We start from the raw sequence: 20,826 nt of genomic DNA on the forward strand, positions 1-20,826 counted from the left end.
GTGTCGCCTTCTGACGACTCCGGCCGGCCCGACCTCGCCGTACGCTGATTTCGTGGCCGGCCAGTCGACGCAGCGGAGGGTACGTCCCTGGGTCACCGACGTGCTCCTCGGCGCAGGCGTCGCCGTCACCGTGTCGATCGTCATCACCGCGAACGAGGGCGGCCGGCACGGGCCGGACCCCGTCGCGTACCTGTGGGCGGTCGGCCTGGGCGCGTTGATGCTGGTCCGGCGACGCTACCCGGTGGTGGTGCTGGCCGTCAGCGTGCTCGGCCTGTTCGCCTACTACGCCGCCGGCTACCCGGCCATCGGCCTGGCCGTGCCGGTCGCCGCCGCCCTGTTCTCCGCGGCCGAACACGGCCGGATCACCGCCTCGATCGTCGCCGCCGTGCTGGTGATCGTGGTCTCGGTGGTCTTCCGGCTCGCCGAGGGGCAGGACTTCTCCTTCGTCGTCGGCTACGAGCTGGCCGGGCACGTCCTGCTGATGGGTGCGGCGATCGCCCTCGGCGACAGCCTGCGGTCCCGGCGGGCCGCGCAGGCGGACGCCCGCCGGATCGCCGAGCTGACCGAGGCCCGGTACCGGCAGGAGGCGCAGACCCGGCTGCGGGACGAGCGGATGGCCATCGCCCGTGACCTGCACGACTCCCTCGGCCACACCACCTCGGTGATCGCGCTGCACGCCGACGTCGCCCGGGAGGCGCTGGGCCGTGACGAGGCCACCGCCCGGTCGGCCTTGGAGCTGATCCGGTCCACCGCCCGCCGCAGCATGGATGACCTGCGGCGCACGGTGACCCTGCTGCGGTCACCGGGCGACCCGCCACGCACCGTCGTCTCGCTGGCCAACCTCGACGCGGTCACCCGGGCCGCCTCGGCCGCCGGGTTCGACGTCGACGTACGGGTGGCCGTCGACACGCCCCTGCCGGCGCCGGTGGAGGCCGCCGCGTTCCGGATCGTGCAGGAAGCGGTCACCAACGTGGTCCGGCACTCCGCCGGCAGCCGCGTCGAGATCCGCGCCGAGCAGCACGGCGATCAGCTCACCGTCACCGTCACCGACACCGGCTCCGACCCGACCCCCGACCCAGAGCCGACACACAGCGCAGAGCCGACACGCAGCGCAGAGCTGGCCGAGCCGCCGGCCTACCGCGATGCCGCGAACGGCCTGGTCGAGCCGCCAGCGGTGGCCCGGTCCGGGCACGGCATCGCCGGGATGCGGGAACGGGCCGAGAGCCTCGGCGGCACACTCACCGCCGGGCACCGGCACGCGGGTTTCGTGGTACACGCGGTGCTACCCCTGGCGGAGCCGGCATGACAAGCGTGCTGGTGGTCGACGACCAGGATCTCGTCCGAGCCGGGATACGCACCTTGCTGGCGGCCGACCCGCAACTCACCGTGGTCGGCGAGGCTGCCGACGGCCGCTCAGGTCTGCGCCTGGCCCGCCAGTTGCGGCCGGACGTCGTACTCATGGACATCCGGATGCCGGTGATGGACGGCCTGGCCGCCACCGCGGCCATCCGCGCCGACGACACCCTGGCGGCCACCCGGGTGCTGATCCTCACCACCTTCGACGACGACGAGGACATCATCGAGGCGGTCGGCCTCGGTGCCGCCGGCTACCTGCTGAAGGACACGCCCTCGGACGACCTGCGGCGGGCGGTGCACACCGCCGCGGCCGGCGGGAACCTGCTCTCGCCAACGGTCGCCCGCCGGGTCATGGAGCGGCTCGCCGCCACGCCGAAGCAGCCGCCGCCCAATCCTCGGCTGTCCGTGCTCACCGACCGGGAGCGTGCCGTACTGGCCCGGGTCGGGCTGGGTGAGACGAACGACGAGATCGGCCGCGCGCTGTTCATCAGCCCGGCCACCGCCCGCACCTACGTCAGCCGCCTCCTCACCAAGCTGAACGCCCGCGACCGCACCGCCCTAGCCGTGATCGCCCACCGCGCCGGCCTAACCACCCCCCACCCATAACCCCCACCCCCCCGGCCCCGCCCTTTGCGCGGTGATCAAGAAGTTTTGGTCAGGAAACGGCCGATCCACGACGAAAACTTCTTGATCAACGCGCCGGGGCACGCCGGGGATGCGCCGGGGGCACGGGTGGGGTGGGGGAGGAAATGGGTCGGTGGGGTGGGGGGTGGGGTTCTAGGGTGCGGGGGTGATGCTGCGGATGTCGACGTCGCTGATTCGGACCCTGCGGGAGGATCCGGCGGACGCGGAGGTGCCGAGCCACCGGCTGCTGCTGCGGGCCGGGTACATCCGGCGGGCGGCACCGGGCGGCTACACCTGGCTGCCGCTGGGCAGGCTGGTGCTGGAGCGGGTCACCGAGATCGTGCGGGCCGGGATGACCGCGATCGGCGACCAGGAGGTGCATTTTCCAGCCCTGCTGCCCGCCGAGCCCGTACCGCACCAGCGGGCGGTGGACCGAGTACGGCGACGACATCTTCACCCTGACCGACCGGCGCGGTGCCGAGCACCTGCTGGCACCGACCCACGAGGAGTTGGCCGCGCTGCTGGTCAAGGAGCTGTTCACCTCGTACCGCGATCTCCCGGTGACGCTGTTCCAGATCCAGACCAAGTTCCGCGACGAGGCCCGCCCCCGCGCCGGTCTGCTGCGCGGGCGCGAGTTCCTGATGAAGGACGCGTACTCCTTCGACCTTGACGACGAGGGCCTGCGGGCCGCGTACGGCCGGCACCGGGTGGCGTACCAGCGGATCTTCGACCGGCTCGGACTCGACTACACGGTGGTGCACGCGATGTCGGGCGCGATGGGCGGCTCCGCGTCCGAGGAGTTCCTGGCCACCACGCCGGTCGGCGAGGACACCTACGTCGGCTGCACCGACTGCCAGTACGCGGCCAACACCGAGGCGGTGACCACGCCCGCCCCGGCGGCCGGCGACCCGCAGGCGCGGCCGGCGACCGAGGTGCACGACACCCCCGAGACGCCGACCATCGCCAGCCTGGTCGCGCTCGCCAATAACCGCCGGTTGGCCGGCCGGGACGACTGGTCGGCCGCCGACACCCTGAAGAACGTCGTGCTGACGGTACGCCGGCCGGGTGCCGAAACGCCCGAACTGCTGGTGGTCGGGTTGCCCGGCGACCGCGAGGTCGACCTCAAACGGCTGGCCGCCGCACTGGCACCGGCCACCGTGGACGTCTTCGACGCCTGGAACGAGCATCCCGAGCTGGTGCGGGGCTACCTCGGGCCGCAGGTTTTCGACAAGCTCGGCGTCCGCTACCTGGTCGACCCCCGGGTCGTGCCCGGCACCGCCTGGCTGACCGGTGCGAACGAGCCCGGCCGGCCCGCCACAAACGTGGTGTGCGGCCGGGACTTCACCCCTGACGGCACGGTCGAAGCCGCCGAGGTCCGCCCCGGTGACCCCTGTCCGGCCTGTGCCACCGGTCGGTTGACGATGCGCCGGGGCATCGAGATCGGGCACATTTTCCAACTCGGCCGGCGCTACACCGACACCTTCGCCGTGGACGTCCTCGGTCCACAGGGCAAGCCGGTCCGGCCCACCATGGGCTGCTACGGCATTGGGGTGTCCCGGGCGGTGGCGGCGATCGCCGAGCAGCACCACGACGATCGGGGACTGGTGTGGCCGACGTCGGTCGCGCCGTGCGACGTACACCTGGTGGCCGCCGGCAAGGGTCCGCAGCTCGACGCGGCACTCGACCTCGGCGCCCGGCTCGTCGACGCGGGCCTGCGGGTGCTGGTCGACGACCGGACCGCCGTCTCCGCCGGGGTGAAGTTCACTGACGCAGAGCTGATCGGCATTCCGCGCACCGTCGTGGTCGGACGCCGCCTGACCGACGGGTACGTCGAGGTGCGTGACCGGGCGACCGGGGAGCGCACCGAGCTGCCGGTGGCGGATCTGGTGGCGAAACTCTCGGGCGGGTAGGCGGGAACATGGTGTAGCCGTCAGGTGACGGGGTACCGCATGCCGATCGGCTCGACGTTGCTCTGGAGGGCTCTCATGACCGGTTACCGGGTCGCTGACGTGATGACCAGGCAGGTGATCTACCTGCCGGCAGAGACCACCCTCGACGAGGCGGCCAAGGTGATGAAGGAGGCCGACATCGGCGACGTCGTCGTCACCGACGGCGCCAACCTGGCCGGCATCCTCACCGACCGCGACATGGTGGTACGCGCGGTGGCGGAGAACGCCAACGCCAACACCACCACCATCGGTTCGATCGTCACCCGCGAGGTCGTGATGATCGAGCAGTTCTGCACGGCGGGTGAGGCCGCGTCGCTGATGCGTGAGCGTGGCATCCGTCGCGTCCTCGTGTGCGACAACGAGCGGAAGCTGGTCGGCATCGTCTCCCTCGGCGACCTCGCCATGCAGCTCGACCCCACCTCGGCGCTCAGCGAGATCAGCGAGCAGTCGCCCACTGTGTGAGGCGACGTCCCCGACCCGGACGCCTCCGGTCCGGGGCACCGGCCGACACGTCATCCGACCCCGCGGCGACGGCGGTAGCCTGGCCGAATGCCCGAGATGCCGAGCAAGCTGGCCGAGATCGTCGACGAGTTCGCCGGGGCACCCCGTGATCTGGTGCTGGAGATGCTGCTGGAGTACGCCGACGCCGTGCCGCCGCTGCCGGCCGGGCACCCCGGCCACGAGGGCATGGAGCAGGTCGTGGAGTGTCAGACCCCGTTCTTCCTGCGTGCCGAGGTGACGTCCGAGGGCACCGTCGACACCCTGTTCGACTGCCCGCCGGAGGCACCCACCACCCGGGCGTTCGCCGGCATCCTCGCCGAGGGGCTGGCCGGTGCCTCCCCGGAACAGGTCCTCGCCGTTCCGGACGACCTGTACCAGCGGATGGGCCTCGCGCAGGCGATCAGCCCACTGCGGGTACGCGGCGGCACCGCCATCCTCGCCCGGCTCAAGCGGCAGGTCCGCGAGCAGACGGGGTGACCTGGGCGGCAGTCGGGAACAGACCTGCCGGTCAGCGGGTTGTCTCCGGTCATGGAGATCGACATCTACGCCGACGTGGTCTGCCCCTGGTGCTGGATCGGCCGCCGCCGGCTGGCGCAGGCGCTCGCGTCGTACGACGGCAAGGTGACCGTCCGGCACCGGCCCTTCCAGCTGGACCCGTCACCGGTTCCGTCGCCGCGCCCGACGCTCGACGTGCTGGCCGAGAAGTTCGGTGGCCAGGAGCAGGCCCGGCAGATGGTCACCCGGGTCGTCGAGGTGGGCGCGAGCGTCGGTCTGGAACTGCGCTACGACCGGGCGATTGCGGCCAACACCTTCGACGCGCACCGGCTGACCAACTGGGCCGGTCGACAGGAACGTGACGGCGAGATGGTCGAGGCGCTGCACCGGGCCCACTTCGTCGACGGCATCGACATCGGCTCCCGGGAGGCGTTGGCCGGGGTGGCCGCCACTGTCGGCCTGGACGGCGACGACGCCCGCGGCTTCCTCGACTCCGAGGAGGGCGTGGCCGAACTGAGGGCCGAACTGGCCGCCGCCCGACAGCTCGGGGTGACAAGCGTGCCCACCTTCGTGCTCGCCGGCAGGTACGGGATCTCCGGGGCACAGGAACCAGCTACCCTGCTCACCGCCCTTGCCGAGGTTGAGCAGCGCGAGGCTGCCGCACACTGACAGCCATAGACGTCGTTGATGTTTCACGTGCAACGACATCGATGACGGTCGTTGGCTAGGCCGGCCTGGCCAGGTCTTCCACCACCCGGGCACCGGGCAACGCGGCCAGCGCCGGGCCCGGCAGTGCGATCTTGCTGTGTCGTACGCCCGACCCGATCACCACGTACGGCATGGCCACCACCCGCGTGTCGACCAGGATCGGCCACTGCAACGGCAGCCCGATCGGGGTGATCCCGCCGTACTCCATGCCGGTCAACTCCACCGCGTCGGCCATCGGCGCGAAGCTCGCCTTACGCACATCCAGCGCCCGGCGGGCCACTCCGTTCACGTCCGCCCGGGTGGTGGCGAGCACCAGGCAGGCGGCGTACCGGGTCACGCCCTCGCGCTTACCGGCCACGACCACGCAGTTGGCCGACTCGTCCAACCCGACGTCGTACGCGGCACAGAACGCGGCGGTGTCGGCGAGGTCGGCGTCGATCGGCGCGACCTGCACCGCGTCGACGTCCACCGGCGAGTCGACCGGCCACTGGGCGAGCGCGGCGGCGACCGGCGCGGCCAACAGGTCGCTACGGGTGCGAGCGGGCTCGGTCTTCAGCGTTCCCATCACGCCTGTGATCGTCGCATCCAGAGCCGGCGACGCGGACCGAGACCGGCGGTCGGACCCGGTACCCGGGCTGACGTCCGGACCGGCACCCGACGGTCAGCCCTCGTTGGCCAGGAAGCCGTGCCGCTCCAGCATCGCCCGGTCCCGGGAGGCGGCCATCTCCTCCGCCCGTGCGGCCTGGACGCGGCGCACCTCGATGTCCTCCATCGCGTGCCGCACGGCGAGCCGGATCACCCCGTAGAGGAAGACGAACCCGCAGACATACAGGAGGCTGGTGATGACGAACGTGAGCATGGCTCGACGGTAGGGCGAACGTGAACCTGAGCAGGTGTCATCGCGCCGCTGTTCGCCCGTACGTGTCGGACAGGTAGTCGGCCCAGGTCCGCCGGCCCGCCGGCCGGGCGTCGGTGACCAGGCCACCCGCTCGCAGTTCCCGGCCGAGGCGACCGGGAAAGCGGATCGGCAGCAGCGGTCGACGGAAGCCGCGCGCCTGCCGCCAGGCCCGCACCGCCTCGTCGAAGCGCTGCACCTCAGGGCCGCCGTACTCCACGATGTCGCCCCGCGCCCCGGACCGGAGCAGTTCGACCAGCTTGTCGGCCACCTCGCCCGGGTCGACCGGCTGGGCCAGCACCGCCCGGTCACCGATGACCGGGCCGAATTTGCTGGACAGGCGCAGCAGCTCGTCGATGAACGGGAAGAACTGGGTGGCCCGCAGCACCGTCCAGGGCACCTTCCCGGCGGCGATGATCTGCTCGGCAGCCAGCTTGTGCCGGTAGTACGAATAGGGCACCCGGTCCACGCCCACGATCGAGACGTACACCAGGTGCTGCACCCCGGCATCGGCAGCGGTGGTGACCAGGCGGCGGGTGCCGAGCACGTCGATCCGTTGGGTCTGCCGGGTCGGCGAGGACGCCAGGTGCAGCACCGCGTCCACGTCGGTCACCGCCGAGGCGATCCCTTCGCCGGTGGCCAGGTCCGCCGTCACCCACCGAACCCCTGATCCGGTACGCGGCCGGCGGCTGGTGGCCCGCACCTCGAACCCCGCGTCGACCAGCCGGGGCGACACCTCTCGGCCCAGCGTGCCGCCCGCCCCGGTGACCAGTACGCGCATGTCAACCTCCCTCGTCGCCTGCCCGCTCGACGGATCGAACCGCCCACGACGTGACCACCTGTGAGCCGACTCACTTCACCAGGTCGAATGCGGTGAGCACCGCGAAGAGCACGATGACGGCCTCACTGACCAGCCAGGAGTGGCTGTTCGCCCAGTCCCGGATACGCGGCAGCAGCACCGCCGCCCGGCGGCCGAGCAGCACCAGGGCCAGCAGCGGAAGGGCGAGCAGGGTGAGGGTGAGCAGCACGAAGGGCAGCAGATGCCACCACGGCAGGTCGTGCCGTGCGGCGCTGGCCCCGACGGTGGCCATGGTCAGGTCGTCGGACGGCATGCCCAGGAACAGCAGCAGGCCCACCTTCGACGCGTACCCGGGACCGGCGTGCTGGAGTTGGCCCATCCACCGCGGCGGCCCCGAGTGCCGGCGCAGGAACACGACCACCGCCAGCACCGCGAGCAGCGCCAGGACGAGCCAGTCGAGCCATCGTTCAACGGCGCCCTGCCCCGCACCGGTAAAATTGATCTTGAACAGGCGGACCGCCAGCCAGGCCAGCGTCGTACCACCGAGGACGACGAGCCCCGCGCCTGCCAGATAGCCAAGCGAGGCGGCCCGTGGCCGGTCGGACGAGGCGAAGAAGACCGCCGCCACCAGTTGGGTGCCGGCGACCATCACCACGGCCAACGGCAGCAGCGTCAGGAAGGTCATCGCCAGCTCATCCTGCCGGCTGCCGCGGCCACACACCGCCGCTTCGGCCAATCCACCCGCCACCCGACTTTGGTCAGAAGGCAGCCGGCCCGGTCAGGCCGACGCCGATCAGCAGGCACCCGCGCCGGGTCAGACCGACGCCGATCGCGGCGCAGCCACGACCCGGCCGGCGAGCAGGGCACCGAGCAGCGCCAGTCCGGCCGCCACGGCGAGGGTGACCCCGTAGTCGAGCCGTCCAGGTGCCGCGCCGGCGGCGAGCACCGCACCGGTAAGCGCCAGCACCGTCGCCGACGCGAGCGAGTCGCCCAGTTGCAGGGACGAGCTGTTACGTCCCTGCTCGCCGGGGGCCGACAGCTCCAGGGTGAGCGCCGACAGCGACGGATAGAGCAGACCCATGCCGAGCCCGGCGACCGCCCAGCCGAGGATGCCCACCCACACCGGCACCGCCGGGATCACGCAGCCGCCCACCACCGCGGTACCGGCCGTGATGCAGGTGAGACCGGCCCTCGGCAGAGTGCCCCGGGACCGGGGTGACCGGATCCGCGCCTGCAACCACGAACCGAGCGACCAGGAGAGCGCCCCGGTGGTCAGCACCAGCCCCGCCGCCGTCGGCGTGAACCCCCGCTCCCGCGACAGCATCAACGGGATCACCACCTCGGCGCCGACGAACGCGGCTGAGGCCAACCCCCGCAGTCCCACCACGGTGGGCAGGCCGCGACCGGCCCGCAGGAACCCGGTCGGCAGCAGTCGCGGAACACAGCTCAGCAGACCGACCAGGGCGATCCCGACAAGCGACACGGCGGCGGCGCCACGCTGCTGACCCCCGATGTGCAACAGTGCGGCGCTCACCCCCGCCCCGCAGGCCCAACCGATCCGCGTCAGCGCCCCGGCGGAGCGGCGGACCGGGCCGGCCACGCCGATCGACCGCAGCCCCGGATGGATCAACAGCACCGCCGGCACCGCCACCGCCGGCACCGCCAGGAACACCCACCGCCAGCCGACGTGCTCCACGACCAACCCCGCCACCACCGGACCGACAAGCGACGGGACCACCCAGGCCGCGGCGAACGCGGCGAAGATTCGGCGGTGCAGCTGCTCCGGGTACGCCTGCGCGACGATCACGTACAGCGCGACCGACAGCAGACCCGAGCCGAAGCCCTGCACGATCCGACCCACCACAAGCGTCGCCATGTCGGTGGCGGCACCGGCGAGCAGCAACCCGGCGACGAACCCGGCGAGACCGGACCACATCGGCGCACGTGGACCGCGGGCGTCACACCAGATACCGGAAAGCACCATCGCCACCACGCCGGCCGCGAACGGGCCACCGAAGGCGATCCCGTACAGCGCCAGACCGTCCAGGGCACGGGCGACCGTGGGCATGGCGGTACCGACCGCCAGCGCCTCGAACGCCAGCAACGAGACCAGCGCCACGCTGCCCACCGTCATGGCCCGCAGTCGAGGGGCGAAGAGCGACTCGGCGCGTACCGGCGACGGGGCGATCAGCATGAGGCAAGCCTCGGACCTCAACCAGTCTTCAGGTCAAGGGTGACGCGGCTTACCCTCAGGCGGACTCCAGCGCCTCGCCCAGCCCTTTGGCCAGCCCGGACAGATGCTGGTCGGCCAGCAGGTGCCCGGCCGTGATCACCAGCGCCAAGGGCCACTCGATCACCTGGAGCACGGTCAGCACCCCGATGCCGGCGTAGTAGGTCAGCTTGTCCGGCGGCGGCACCGCCACCTCCCCCAGCCACGGCACATTCACCCGGCGGGTGAACATCTGCAACGACTCCCGGGTTCCACTGAGCTGTCGTGTCAGCGCACTCATCTCGCCTCCCCGTACCGATGACGCCCACCTCGGATTCCTCCGCCGCAGCCGTCCATGCCCGGTCGAGCAGGAAACTTTTCCCAGCTCGGCTGGGCATAAGGGACGTCCGGCCGGGAAGCCAGGCCGCCGGGCACGAACGGTGGGAGGCAAAATGCGGTTTGGCGCCGTCGGAGTACCTCCGGTGGTGGAAGCCGCCTCCCGCCGCGCCGGTGCCACCGCGACCCGGCTCGCCCGGGCGGCCGGGCTGACCAGCCGGCGGGTGTGGTCCCGCCCAGGCCGGCACCACATCGAGGTCCACGGCGTCTGCCAGGACGGCGGCGACACTCTCGCCCGCCAGGTCGAGACGGCGCTGGAACGAATGCCGGGGGTCAACTGGGCGCGGGTCAACGCGCCCTCCGGACGGGTGGTCGTCGCGGTCGACACACCGGGACCCAAGGTACGCGAACTGGTCGCCACCATCGCCCGGGTCGAACGCACCTGCCCACACGAACCGGATCCGGAGATCCCGCCGCCGCACCCACCCGAGGAGGGACCACGCACCCCGCGTACCCTCGGCGCCCTCGCCTCCGACGCGCTCGGCCTGACCATCTCGGCAGCCACCCGGATCCTGCCCGTCACCCCGGTTCCCGGTGAGGTCTCCGGACTGCTCAGCGCCATCGACCTGCACCCGAAGCTGCACGCCCTCGCCGGTCTGGGACTACGCCGCGACCCCCGCGCCGAGGTTCTCTTTCCACTCGCCGAGGCGGTGGTGCAGGGCCTCACCGGCGGCTGGACGGGGATAGTGCTCGACGGCGCACAGCGGATAGTCCAGTGGGGTGAAGGGCTGGCCCAGCTTCGCGCCTGGGAGAAGGCCGAACCGCGGCTCACCGGCGAGCCGGATCGCGCCGTCGCCCGTACCCCCGCCTTCGAGCGGCCCTGCCCGAAACCCGACGGCTCCGTCGAGCGGTACATCAACCGGATGCTCGCCAGTGGCGCGGCGGCCTTCGCCGCGGCGACGCCCGTGGTCGGCCCGAAACGGGCCGCCGCTCTGGGCCTTTCCGCGCTGCCCAAGGCGCCGGGCAGCGGACGCGAGGGGTACGCGGCCCAACTCGGCCGGATCCTCGCCCGACGCGGCGTCATCGCGATGGACCGCAGCGTGCTCCGCGAACTCGACCGCATCGACACGCTGGTGCTGGACGCCCGGATCCTCGGCTCCGATCGGGGTGTCCTGGCCGACCTGGCCCCGCTGCCGGGTGTCGACACGTCCCAGGTCGCCGCCCGGGCGTTCACCCTCTTCGAACCGACCGCACCGAATGAGGTACACCAGCTCGACGGTTGGCGGCTCGGCCCGCTGGACCGGCTCGACGTGCGAGACCCCGGCGACACCGACGACAGCCGACGGCTACGCGAACGCGGCGGAACCCTGCTCGGCCTGGCCCGGGCCGACGCCCTCGCGGCCGTACTGCGAGTCGAACCCGAGCCGGCACCCGGCGTCGAAGCCCTGCCGGCCGTCGCCCGGCAGGCCGGCCTGCGGCTCGTCGTGGCCGGCGGCCACCCGCAGCGACACGCGTCGGCGGACACGCTGATGGCCGGCGACGACCAGCTCACCGAGTCGGTACGCACCCTGCAACGGGAGGGCGCGGTGGTGATGCTCGTCTCCGGCGACCGTTCCGCGCTCGCCGCCGCGGACTGCGGACTGGGCCTCACCGACCAGGACGATCCGCCGCCGTGGGGGGCGCACCTGCTGGTCGGCACCGACCTGCGGGTCGTCGCCCTGATCATCGAAGCGGCCGGGGTGGCCCGGCGGATGACCGCGCAGAACCTGCGCATCGGACTGGCCGGCACCGGCCTCGGCGCACTCGGCGCCTTCACCGCCGACCCGGCCCTGCTGCCCGGCCGTACCCTCGCCTCGGTGAACGGCGCGGCGGCGCTGGCCTTCGCCCACGGTGTCTGGCGGGCCGGCCGGCTGACCGAAACGACCGCCGCCCCCGCGCCCGCGATCACCGCCTGGCATCTGATGCCGGTGCCCACCGTCATCGACCAGCTCGGCACGGACCACAACGGGCTGACCGAGACCGAGGCGCAGCGACGACACGCCAACCGTCCAGGTGAGGCCGCTGGCCCGGGCGGGCTGCTCCGCGCCTTCGTCGACGAACTCGCCAACCCGCTCACCCCGGTGCTCGCGGCCGGGGCGGTGCTCTCGGCAAGCTTCGGTTCGCTTGTCGACGCCGCCCTCGTCGGCGGCGTCGTCGGAGCGTCCGCGCTGGTCGGCGCGGTACATCAGCGCAACACCGAGAAGTCGCTGGCCCAGCTGCTGTCCCGCTCGGCGGTGACCGCCCGGGTCCGCCGCGACGGTGTCGAACGGGTGGTACCCGCCGACGACCTCGTCCCCGGCGACGTGATCGTGCTCGAATCCGGCGACGCGGTACCGGCCGACTGCCGGGTGTTGACATCCGTCGGGCTGGAAGCCGACGAGTCCTCTCTGACCGGCGAGTCGCTGCCGGTCACCAAGACCGACCAACCGGTGGTCGCCGCCGCCGTGGCCGAGCGCTCCTCCATGGTCTACGAGGGGACCAGCATCGCCGCCGGGCGTGGCGATGCCGTGGTCGTGGCCACCGGCGCCGCCACCGAGGCCGGGCGCAGTCTCGCGCTGGCCGGGCAGGCACCACCGGTCAGCGGGGTGGAGGCCCGCCTGGGCAAGCTGACCCGCGCCGCGATCCCGATGGCCGCCGGATCGGCGGTCGCGGTGGCCGGTGCCGGGCTGCTGCGGGGCGTACCGCTGGCCCAGACGGCCGCGACCGCCGCGAACCTGGCCGTCGCCTCGGTGCCCGAGGGGCTGCCGTTCCTGGTGAGCGCCGCCCAACTGGCCGCCGCCCGACGGCTCGCCGAGCACGGTGCGCTGGTCCGTAACCCACGCACCATTGAGGCACTGGGCCGGGTCGACGTGCTCTGCTTCGACAAGACCGGCACCCTCACCGAGGGACACCTGATGCTGGCCGGAATGGGTGACGCCGACTCGTACGCCCCGCTTGAGCAACTCGACGACCGGCTGCGACGCACCCTGGCGGCGGCGCTGCGCGCCACCCCGGCCGCCGACGACCCAGAGGAACTCTCCATGCAGACCGACCGGGCGGTGTTGCGGGGTGCCCGCGCCGCCGGTGTCACCGAACAGGACGGGGCACCCGGCTGGCGGGCCGCTGGCGGTCTACCGTTCGAACCGTCGCGCGGGTACCACGCAAGCGTCGGCGAAATCGACGGTGGGTTGCTGCTCAGCGTGAAGGGCGCACCGGAGGCGGTGCTACCCCGCTGCGCCGCGAACCGCGTCGCCGGACGCGACGAGCCGCTCGACGACGCGGGCCGGGCCGAACTGCACCGGCTGCTCGGCGAACGGGCCGGCGCGGGACACCGGATCCTCGCCGTCGCCGAGTGCACCGTCGCCGACCCCGACATCACCGACGAGGGCGTACGCGGGCTGGTGTTCACCGGCTTCCTGGCCATCGCCGACGGGGTACGTGCCAGTGCCGCGCCGGCCGTCCGCCGGATCCGTCAGGCGGGGGTGCACACGATCATGATCACCGGCGACCATCCGGCAACCGCCGAAGCGATCGCCGCCACCATCAGCGACGGAGACGCCCAGCGGGTGGTCACCGCCACCGAACTCGACCAACTCGACGACACCGCCCTCGCCGAGCGGCTGGCCGGCACCGACGTGGTGGCCCGCTGCACCCCGGCGCACAAGGTCCGCATCATCCAGGCGCTGCAAGAGTGCGGGCGCACCGTCGCGATGACCGGTGACGGCGCCAACGACGCACCCGCCATCCGGCTGGCCGACGTGGGCATCGCCCTCGGTCAACGGGGCACCCCGGCGGCGCGCGCCGCAGCCGACCTGGTGGTCACCGACGACCGGCTGGAGACCATCATCGCCACCCTGGTCGAAGGCCGAGCGATGTGGTCCTCGGTCCGCCACGCGCTCAGCATCCTCGTCGGTGGCAACCTCGGCGAGATCGCGTTCAGCGTGCTGACCGCCGCCGCCACCGGCCGGGCCGCGCTCAACGGTCGCCAACTGCTGCTTGTCAACCTGCTCACCGACATGGCACCCGCGCTGGCCATCGCCGTACGGCCACCCGGCGGCGACCACGCAGACGGGCTGCTCCGCGAGGGCCCGGACAGCTCACTCGGCCAGACCATGGCCCGGGAGATCGGCCTGCGCGCCGCCGCCACCACCCTCGGTGCGACCACCGGCTGGACGCTGGCCCGCTACACCGGCACCCAGCGACGCGCCGGCACCGTCGCCCTGGTCTCCCTGGTCGGTACCCAACTCGGCCAGACCGTGCTGGCCGGCGGCACCAGCCCGACCGTGCTCGCCTCCACCGCCGCGTCCTTCGGCGTGCTGGCCGCGGTCGTGCAGACCCCCGGGCTCAGTCAGTTCTTCGGCTGCACCCCGCTGGGGCCGGTCGGCTGGACCATCGCCACCGGATCCGCGCTCGGCGCCACCCTCGCCAACGGCGCTCTCACCCGGCTCGTCGCGCGATTCCCGGGTGACGGCGAGCGGGCCGACGACCAGCGCTCCGAAGGCGAGCAGGCGACCGAGCGGGCCGACGGCGGCCGGGAAGCCGGGCAGGCTGGACCTGGTCCGGCCGATGATGGCCGGACCGGACGTGGTCGGGCCGGACGCGTCTCTGCCTTCGGTGCGTAACCATCGCCAGGTCCGTCACCGTCGTCGCCAGCCACCGGCGGCGCCGAGGGGTGCAGATGCGGCGTCAGGGGGCGGGATGCCAGGTGGCGGCGGCGCGGCGCAGGCGGTCGTTGACGGCCCGCCCCACGCCCGCGTCGGGTACCGGCTCCGCGACGATCTCGGTAACCCCGACGGCGTCCAGTCGATGCAGCGCCTCGAAGAGGCGGGCCGCCGCCTCGGTCAGGTCACCGGAGGCGGAGAGCACCTCCACCGCCGCCCAGCCGCCCGCCGGCCGGTCCCGGAACGCCAGGTATCCCCGCCCCGCCCCGCCGGCACCCGCCGACTCCGCGCTGGAGACCAGCCGTAACGGCGTACGCGGCGCGTAGTGCGCGGCCAACGTGCCCGGCGCGACCGGCTGCCCCGAGCTACCCGGCCGCACCGTCACCGGGCCAGTAACCTTCTCCAACTCCTCGACCGGCAACGCACCGAGCCGCAACACCACGGGATGGTCCCCCCGGGCGTCCACGATCGTCGACTCGATCCCACAGCGGGTCGGCCCGCCGTCGAGCACCACGTCCACAGCCGCACCCAGCCCGCGTACCACGTGTTCCGCACGGGTGGGACTGAGCTGACCGAACCGGTTCGCGCTCGGCGCGGCCACCGGGACCCCGGCAGCGGCGATCAACCGGCGGGCGTGCTCGTGGTCCGGCACCCGTACGGCCATACTGTCCAGCCCCGAGGTGACAATCGGCGGAACTTCAGCCGGTCGATCCACGATCAGGGTCAACGGTCCCGGCCAGAACCGGGCAGCCAACGCCGCCACGGCCGGCGACACCGTACCCACCAGCGGTTCCAGGTCCACCGCATCGGCGAGATGGGTGATCAGGGGGTCGAAACTCGGCCGCTGCTTGGCCTCGAAGATCCGGGCCGCCGCCCGCGCGTCCAACGCGTTCGCGCCCAGCCCGTAGACGGTCTCCGTCGGAAAGGCCACTAACCCACCCGTACGCAGGACGGCAGCCGCCTCGCCGAGGTCACCGTCGGCAGGCAGGACGCGGGGAGTTCCGATGCTCACGCTCCGACGCTAGCCTGTCGCTCGTCGGCCGGACCACGCTCCCCGGACACGCACGTCGCACCGTTGTGACCGCTGATGCTCCAGGTGCGCGTGGGAGCAAATCACGCCCGACTGACGGGACAACGCGAAACCTTCTTCCATTGTAGAGTCCCGCTTACGGCAGTGAAATCACTCGATCGATTCCTGGCTCCATTGTGGCCAGATGCTGTCGCACACCCCTCGAAGAAGGATGCAGATGGCAGACGTTGACGAGATGGTCCTTCGGGCACAGCGCTTCATCAACAGCACCTACAGCAACGGTGCGACGCTCGGCATATCGAAGCTGGAGGAAAACGGCCGCACCGGATGGCCCACGATGTACGCCCTGACCCGGGCGCTGCAGTACGAGATGGGCCTCATCGCCTTGTCGGACAACTTCGGTCCCACGACATTGGCGACGCTGCAGAGCCAGTATCCGAGCCTGAACGCGACCACCGTTCCGTCGTGGATCTTCGGTTGCATCCTCCAGTCGGCCCTGTACTGCAAGGGCTATGACGGCGGCGGCATCGACGGCATCTACAACGCCCGGGTCCAGGAATCGGTCATCCGGCTGAAGCAGGACATGGGACTCGCCTATGCCTACCCGGGTGGATCCCTCGAACCCAAGGTGGTCAAGGCGCTGCTCAACATGGACGCCTATGTCACCGTCAACAACGGCTCGAGCCAGATCCGTTCCGTCCAGCAGTGGCTCAACGGCCGGTACGTCAACCGCCGAGACTACTTCGTCATACCGTGCGACGGTCACCACTCCCGTGACGTCGCGAAGTCGATGTTGCTGGCGATCCAGTACGAGTTGGGCATGGCCGACGGCACCGCGAACGGAGTGTTCGGGCCCGGCACGCAGGCCGGTCTGAGATCCCATCCGGTGTCGCTCGGCGCCGCCGGCACCTGGGCCGAGATCTTCACCGCGGCGATGCTGCTCAACAAGCGGCCCGTATCGTTCGGCGCCTTCACCTCCGAGGTGCAGGCCGCCGTGCGCGAATTCCAGTCGTTCGTGAAACTGCCCGTGACCGGGACCGGGGACTTCCAGACGTGGGCGTCGCTGCTGGTGTCCCACGGCGACCAGAGTCGCAAGGGCGAGGCCTGCGACGGCGTGACGAAGATCACGCCGGATCGCGCGGTAGCGCTGAAAGCGGCGGGATACAAGTACATCGGCCGGTACCTCTACAACCCGTCCTCGACGGACCTGCCAGAGAAGGCGATCCAGCCCGGCGAGCTCGCCACGATCAAGCAGTACGGGCTGCGGTGTTTCCCGATCTATCAGACCTGGGGCCGGGACGCGACCAACTTCAGTTACGCCAGCGGCTGCGTCGACGCGAGCAACGCCATCGAATGGGCCCGGATCCACGGCTTCAAGGCGGCATCGACCATCTACTTCGCGGTCGACTACGACGCAATGGATGCCGAGGTCACCAGTTACATCCTGCCGTACTTCCGGGGCGTGCACGGCACCGTCAGTGAACTCTCCGGCTATCGGGTGGGCATCTACGGTCCCCGCAACGTCTGCCAGCGAGTCTCCGACGCGGGTTACGCGGTCACCTCGTTCGTGTCCGACATGTCGTCCGGGTTCTCGGGCAATCTCGGGTATCCGCTGCCGACCAACTGGGCGTACGACCAGATCGTCACCACGACGATCGGCTCCGGCAGCGGCCGAATCGAGATCGACAACAACATCGCCTCGGGTCGCGACATCGGTCAGGGCGATTTCGACCCGCCAAGGCCCAACACCGACGATCTCGATGTGGACCTCGACAAGGGGCGGTACCAGGAGGCACTGCTCAGGGACGTCCAGACCTACCTGACGTCGATCGGCGTCCCGGAGACCGGCGGCGAGGGCTGGACGCTCGACGGGGACTGGGTCACCTGGAACGTGATCTCCACGACCAATGCGTTCGAGCGGATCATGGAGGGCGACTGGCTGTTCACGAACCTGGCCCGGGCCCTGAAGCTGCGCAAGGCACTCATCCAGGCGCCGGTCCTGTGGGAGCTGCGCAAGCTGAATCCGACCGATCCGATCATCGACGACCTCGTGCGCAGCGGGCTGCGGGACGACTCCTCCACCGGCTACGGGCAGATCTTCGCCTGGGTGGCCATCGAGGCCCGCAACTACTGCATCGAACAGGGCATCATCAACGGCACGCCGCTGAACCTGAGCAACGACCGGCGCGCGGTGTGGGATCGCCTCCAGGACCCGCACTACAACATCCCGACGGCGGCCTACGTGACGATCTACAACGCGCATCAGGTCGGGCTCGCCCGCCCGTCGCTAACCACGAGCATGACCGACATCCAGCTCATCCTGGAGCGCTACAACGGTGACAAGACCGTGAGCAACAAAGACAAGATCGAGCAGTACGGACGCGAGCTGACCGGCCTGTACAACGTCCTCGAGAATTACAACAGGCTCTCCCGTGGCGCCTAGCGAGAATCGATGACGAAGAATCGGGCACATGCGAAGACTCCTTGTAGCGGTCAGTGTGAACCTTCTCCTGGGGGTCTTGGCCGTCGTGCCGTTGTTCCTGATCTGGTACGCGCTGTCCAACGGGCCGCTGGCCACCCTCGGATGGACGCGGCCGGAACCGACCGAGAACGATGGGATGCTGATCTGGTGGCTCCTGGCCGCCGTGACGTTCGGCGGGTTCGCCTCGATCTGGGGCCTGGTCAACCTGTGGATTCGCAGCCGGGTGGCCGTCTCGGGATCCCGCTACTGGCCCGCCTGCGTGGCCGCGTCCCTGGTGCCGTTCTGCCTCATTCTGCTTCGATGACCCGGAAGGCAACATCATGAACTACCGGTTGACTCGGCGAACCGTTCTCCGAACCGCCGCCGTCACAGGCGCGGCCGCCGCCGCCAGTTCCGTTCTGCCCGCCGCCCCCGCGTCGGCCCGTGAGGTCCGCAAGCAGAAGCGGCCGGCGACCTCGCAGAACGGGTGGACCATCCAGGTCAACGCGGATCTCGATTCGCAGGTGTGGACCCGGACGGTGGCCGGCACCGGGCTGCGCGTGCCGGTGTGGATCGGGGACGTCGAAGCGATCCTGCTTCACACGATTCGCCGATTCCACTACGAGATCGAGGAGATCCGGCCGAACGACCTGGTCGGCTGGACCCCGGCCGAAAAGGTCCGCAAGCACAGCCCCGAGTCCAACCTGGCCTCCGGCACCGCGGTACGGATCCGACCCGGCGCCCGCGCCAGGGGCGGCTTCTTCCCCTTGCAGGAGTTGGTGCTGCGGGACATCCTCGCCGACTGCGAAGGCCTGGTGCGCTGGGGCGGCGACGACCGTGAGGTGGACGAGTCGCTGTTCTACATCGCGGCCGGCCCCCTCGACGAGCGGGTCAAAGCCATCGGTGACAAGCTCCGCGGATGGGAGGCGTCGCCCGGCGAAGGCGCGGGCATCGGTGTGGACGTGCTGTCCCGCTCCCGGCGTGCCCGCGCGGCCAAACTGGCTCACCGGCAACGCCGCTAGCTCGCTCGTCGTAGCGGCGGGTGGGATGGCGGTCGATCCCCAATGACAACGATGGGCCGGCTGAGAACCCAGCCGGCCCATCCACGTTTGGCACAACGGTGCGAATTGTGGAGCCCAGGGGACTCGAACCCCTAACCCCTGCCTTGCAAAGGCAGTGCTCTGCCAGTTGAGCTAGGGCCCCGTGGCTGCGCTGTCGCCGCAGGTCGGAACGGACGCCGTCAGCGCAGATCCGGCGAGGTGGTCGCCTCGTGCCAGAGAGCGCGCTCGTCGTTGGCTTCCTTCATCTTCTTGGCCACCACCGCGGCCACGCCGACGACACCGACCAGGATCAACAGCTTCTTGAACATCGGGGCTGCCCCTCACGCTCGACGTGCCGTCGGACCATGTGCGGTGGGGCTAGCTGGAATCGAACCAGCGACCTCAGAGTTATCAGCTCTGCGCTCTAACCGACTGAGCTATAGCCCCGCGTAGCGACGAGCAAGGTTAACCCATCCGCCCAGCGGCCCCCAAATCGGGGCCAGGCCCGCCAGCCACCCCGCGTCGCCCCCTGAACCTACCCGAGTAGCGGTTGCGGGTACACCAGGTTACTGCCCCTGCCACCGCCCCGACGAAGCATCCCACCGGATGCGGCATCCCGCGCCTACCCGGCCGCTGAAAACGCCGGTATGCCGCATCCCGCGCCAGCCTGGCGGCCGGAGAGGCCCGCATGCCGCATCCTGCGGGACCCGGCCGCCGGGAGACGCCCCCGTGCGGCATCCCGGGCCGGCGCAGCTGCCTACCCCGGGCATACGACGACGCCGGTCCGGATCACCTTTCGCGGTGGTGCGGACCGGCGTCGGAGATCGGAGTCAGTCCCGCTCGGCGAGGGTCAACTCGATGCCGCCCACCAGATCGGCGCAGACGTTGTAGACGAACGCCCCGAGGGTGGCCAGCGCGGTGAACAGCACGACGTTGACCAGGCCGATCAACGCCGAACTGAAGATCACACCGCGTGCGGTGATCTGGAAGCCGTCCGTACTCTGCCCACCACCCGCGTTGACCAGGTCACCGAGGCTGTCGTTCACGCTGGTGAACACGCCCATCGCGTCCAGCGCCAGGTACAGCACCGAGGTCGCCACGACGATGACGATGAACAGCACCACCGACACCGCGAAAGCGAACTTCATCACCGACCACGGGTCGATCCGCTTGAGGTTCAGCCGGGCCCGGCGCGGCCCGCGCGACGCAGCCGAGCTCACCGACGTACGCGCCGCGCGTACCGCCTCACCGACCCGCGCGGCACCCACCGCCGTGCTGACCCCCGGGGGCAACCCACCACCGTTCGCCGGTCGGCCGAGCCCGAACGACCGGGTCGGGTCCGGCTTCGGACCGACCCCGGTCACCCGGGGCTGGGTACCGGTCGTGCTGGTGCTGGCCGTCGGCAGGATCCCGGTGGCACCCGCAGAGGGCTTGCCCACAGAGGCGGCCGTCGACTGGGTGGGGGACGGCTTGCTGACCGAGGTCGTGGTGGCCTCCGTGGTGCTGCCACCCTCGGTCACCTTCTCCTCGGCGGCGTCGCCCTCCGGTGCATCTGTCGGCTTGTCGGGTGGTGGGGCCATACCGGGAGCCCGGGTGAATTTCGGGGCAGGCGCATCGGCAGGGACGGTGGCCCGGCCCACGGCCGCGCGGCCGGTCGTTGGCGTGCCGCTCTTCGCGGCCTCCTCGTCGACCGGGTTGGCCGAGGTCCCCGCGTTCCCCGACTTCGCCTGTGTCTCCGTCATTC

At 71.2% G+C, this 20,826-nt stretch carries 17 protein-coding genes, 2 tRNA genes and 3 pseudogenes; 10 read left to right on the plus strand and 12 right to left on the minus strand.

The window, feature by feature from the left end; genetic code table 11:
- Positions 1–52 precede the first annotated feature (52 nt).
- From ACFY2A_RS02310 to ACFY2A_RS02335, 6 genes and pseudogenes are all read left to right on the plus strand, one after another.
- Entirely contained in the window at positions 53–1,306 is a 1,254-nt protein-coding gene (locus ACFY2A_RS02310; protein ID WP_387167334.1) for a sensor histidine kinase, read from the plus strand.
- On the plus strand, positions 1,303–1,962 hold the full coding sequence (locus tag ACFY2A_RS02315; RefSeq protein ID WP_387167337.1) for a response regulator: 660 nt from the start codon (positions 1,303–1,305) through the stop codon (positions 1,960–1,962). The genes ACFY2A_RS02310 and ACFY2A_RS02315 overlap by 4 nt, the downstream gene beginning before the upstream one ends.
- 184 nt (positions 1,963–2,146) lie before the next feature.
- A pseudogene (locus ACFY2A_RS02320) lies at positions 2,147–3,890 on the plus strand (proline--tRNA ligase).
- Positions 3,891–3,965: 75 nt separating this feature from the next.
- Entirely contained in the window at positions 3,966–4,391 is a 426-nt protein-coding gene (locus tag ACFY2A_RS02325) for a CBS domain-containing protein (protein ID WP_387167340.1), read from the plus strand.
- A gap of 87 nt (positions 4,392–4,478) precedes the next feature.
- Positions 4,479–4,907 (plus strand): SufE family protein, encoded by a 429-nt coding sequence (locus tag ACFY2A_RS02330; RefSeq protein WP_387167343.1) that lies wholly within the window; start codon positions 4,479–4,481, stop codon positions 4,905–4,907.
- 51 nt (positions 4,908–4,958) lie between these two features.
- Positions 4,959–5,594 carry a DsbA family protein gene (locus tag ACFY2A_RS02335; RefSeq protein WP_387167346.1) on the plus strand — a complete coding sequence of 212 codons (636 nt, stop codon included), beginning with the start codon at positions 4,959–4,961 and terminating at the stop codon, positions 5,592–5,594.
- A 55-nt stretch (positions 5,595–5,649) separates the two neighbouring features.
- Here the strand turns inward: ACFY2A_RS02335 and ACFY2A_RS02340 are convergent, their stop codons facing one another.
- The 6 genes from ACFY2A_RS02340 to ACFY2A_RS02365 form a co-directional block, all read right to left on the minus strand.
- Entirely contained in the window at positions 5,650–6,198 is a 549-nt protein-coding gene (locus ACFY2A_RS02340) for a YbaK/EbsC family protein (RefSeq protein WP_387167529.1), read from the minus strand.
- 96 nt (positions 6,199–6,294) lie between these two features.
- The gene (locus ACFY2A_RS02345; protein ID WP_363921093.1) at positions 6,295–6,492 is read right to left on the minus strand and encodes a hypothetical protein; all 198 of its coding nucleotides are present in this window, start codon (positions 6,490–6,492) and stop codon (positions 6,295–6,297) included.
- Between the two features lie 37 nt (positions 6,493–6,529).
- Entirely contained in the window at positions 6,530–7,309 is a 780-nt protein-coding gene (locus ACFY2A_RS02350) for an SDR family oxidoreductase (protein WP_387167349.1), read from the minus strand.
- 70 nt (positions 7,310–7,379) lie between these two features.
- On the minus strand, positions 7,380–8,012 hold the full coding sequence (locus ACFY2A_RS02355; protein ID WP_387167352.1) for a GAP family protein: 633 nt from the start codon (positions 8,010–8,012) through the stop codon (positions 7,380–7,382).
- A gap of 129 nt (positions 8,013–8,141) precedes the next feature.
- On the minus strand, positions 8,142–9,521 hold the full coding sequence (locus ACFY2A_RS02360; protein ID WP_387167355.1) for an MFS transporter: 1,380 nt from the start codon (positions 9,519–9,521) through the stop codon (positions 8,142–8,144).
- A gap of 55 nt (positions 9,522–9,576) precedes the next feature.
- Positions 9,577–9,837 (minus strand): hypothetical protein, encoded by a 261-nt coding sequence (locus ACFY2A_RS02365; RefSeq protein ID WP_099852556.1) that lies wholly within the window; start codon positions 9,835–9,837, stop codon positions 9,577–9,579.
- 151 nt (positions 9,838–9,988) lie between these two features.
- Here ACFY2A_RS02365 and ACFY2A_RS02370 point away from each other — a divergent pair, with 151 nt between their 5' ends.
- Entirely contained in the window at positions 9,989–14,512 is a 4,524-nt protein-coding gene (locus ACFY2A_RS02370; RefSeq protein WP_387167358.1) for an HAD-IC family P-type ATPase, read from the plus strand.
- Between the two features lie 64 nt (positions 14,513–14,576).
- On the opposite strand, the gene ACFY2A_RS02375 is transcribed toward ACFY2A_RS02370, so the two are convergent.
- The gene (locus tag ACFY2A_RS02375; RefSeq protein ID WP_387167532.1) at positions 14,577–15,539 is read right to left on the minus strand and encodes an L-threonylcarbamoyladenylate synthase; all 963 of its coding nucleotides are present in this window, start codon (positions 15,537–15,539) and stop codon (positions 14,577–14,579) included.
- Positions 15,540–15,765: 226 nt separating this feature from the next.
- Between ACFY2A_RS02375 and ACFY2A_RS02380 the strand changes: the two genes are divergently transcribed.
- From ACFY2A_RS02380 to ACFY2A_RS02390, 3 genes are read left to right on the plus strand one after another with little or no spacing between them, the layout of a single operon-like run.
- A complete protein-coding gene (locus ACFY2A_RS02380; protein WP_387167362.1) occupies positions 15,766–18,024 on the plus strand; it encodes a glycoside hydrolase domain-containing protein in 2,259 nt (752 codons plus the stop codon).
- A gap of 28 nt (positions 18,025–18,052) precedes the next feature.
- Positions 18,053–18,367, plus strand: a complete 315-nt coding sequence (locus tag ACFY2A_RS02385; RefSeq protein ID WP_387167366.1) for a hypothetical protein — start codon at positions 18,053–18,055, stop codon at positions 18,365–18,367.
- A 16-nt stretch (positions 18,368–18,383) separates the two neighbouring features.
- Positions 18,384–19,064 (plus strand): hypothetical protein, encoded by a 681-nt coding sequence (locus ACFY2A_RS02390; RefSeq protein ID WP_387167369.1) that lies wholly within the window; start codon positions 18,384–18,386, stop codon positions 19,062–19,064.
- 108 nt (positions 19,065–19,172) lie between these two features.
- Here the strand turns inward: ACFY2A_RS02390 and ACFY2A_RS02395 are convergent.
- From ACFY2A_RS02395 to ACFY2A_RS02415, 5 genes and pseudogenes are all read right to left on the minus strand, one after another.
- Positions 19,173–19,245 (minus strand) — tRNA-Ala (locus ACFY2A_RS02395).
- A 37-nt stretch (positions 19,246–19,282) separates the two neighbouring features.
- Positions 19,283–19,411 (minus strand): DLW-39 family protein, encoded by a 129-nt coding sequence (locus tag ACFY2A_RS02400; RefSeq protein ID WP_013730703.1) that lies wholly within the window; start codon positions 19,409–19,411, stop codon positions 19,283–19,285.
- 44 nt (positions 19,412–19,455) lie between these two features.
- Positions 19,456–19,529 (minus strand) — tRNA-Ile (locus tag ACFY2A_RS02405).
- Positions 19,530–19,912: 383 nt separating this feature from the next.
- A pseudogene (locus ACFY2A_RS02410) lies at positions 19,913–20,467 on the minus strand (DUF3566 domain-containing protein); the annotation flags it as partial.
- A 140-nt stretch (positions 20,468–20,607) separates the two neighbouring features.
- Positions 20,608–20,824 (minus strand): annotated as a pseudogene (locus ACFY2A_RS02415) (DUF3566 domain-containing protein); the annotation flags it as partial.
- Positions 20,825–20,826 lie beyond the last annotated feature (2 nt).

The sequence above is a fragment of the Micromonospora sp. NPDC000442 genome, from assembly GCF_042898635.1.
Lineage (GTDB): Bacteria > Actinomycetota > Actinomycetes > Mycobacteriales > Micromonosporaceae > Micromonospora.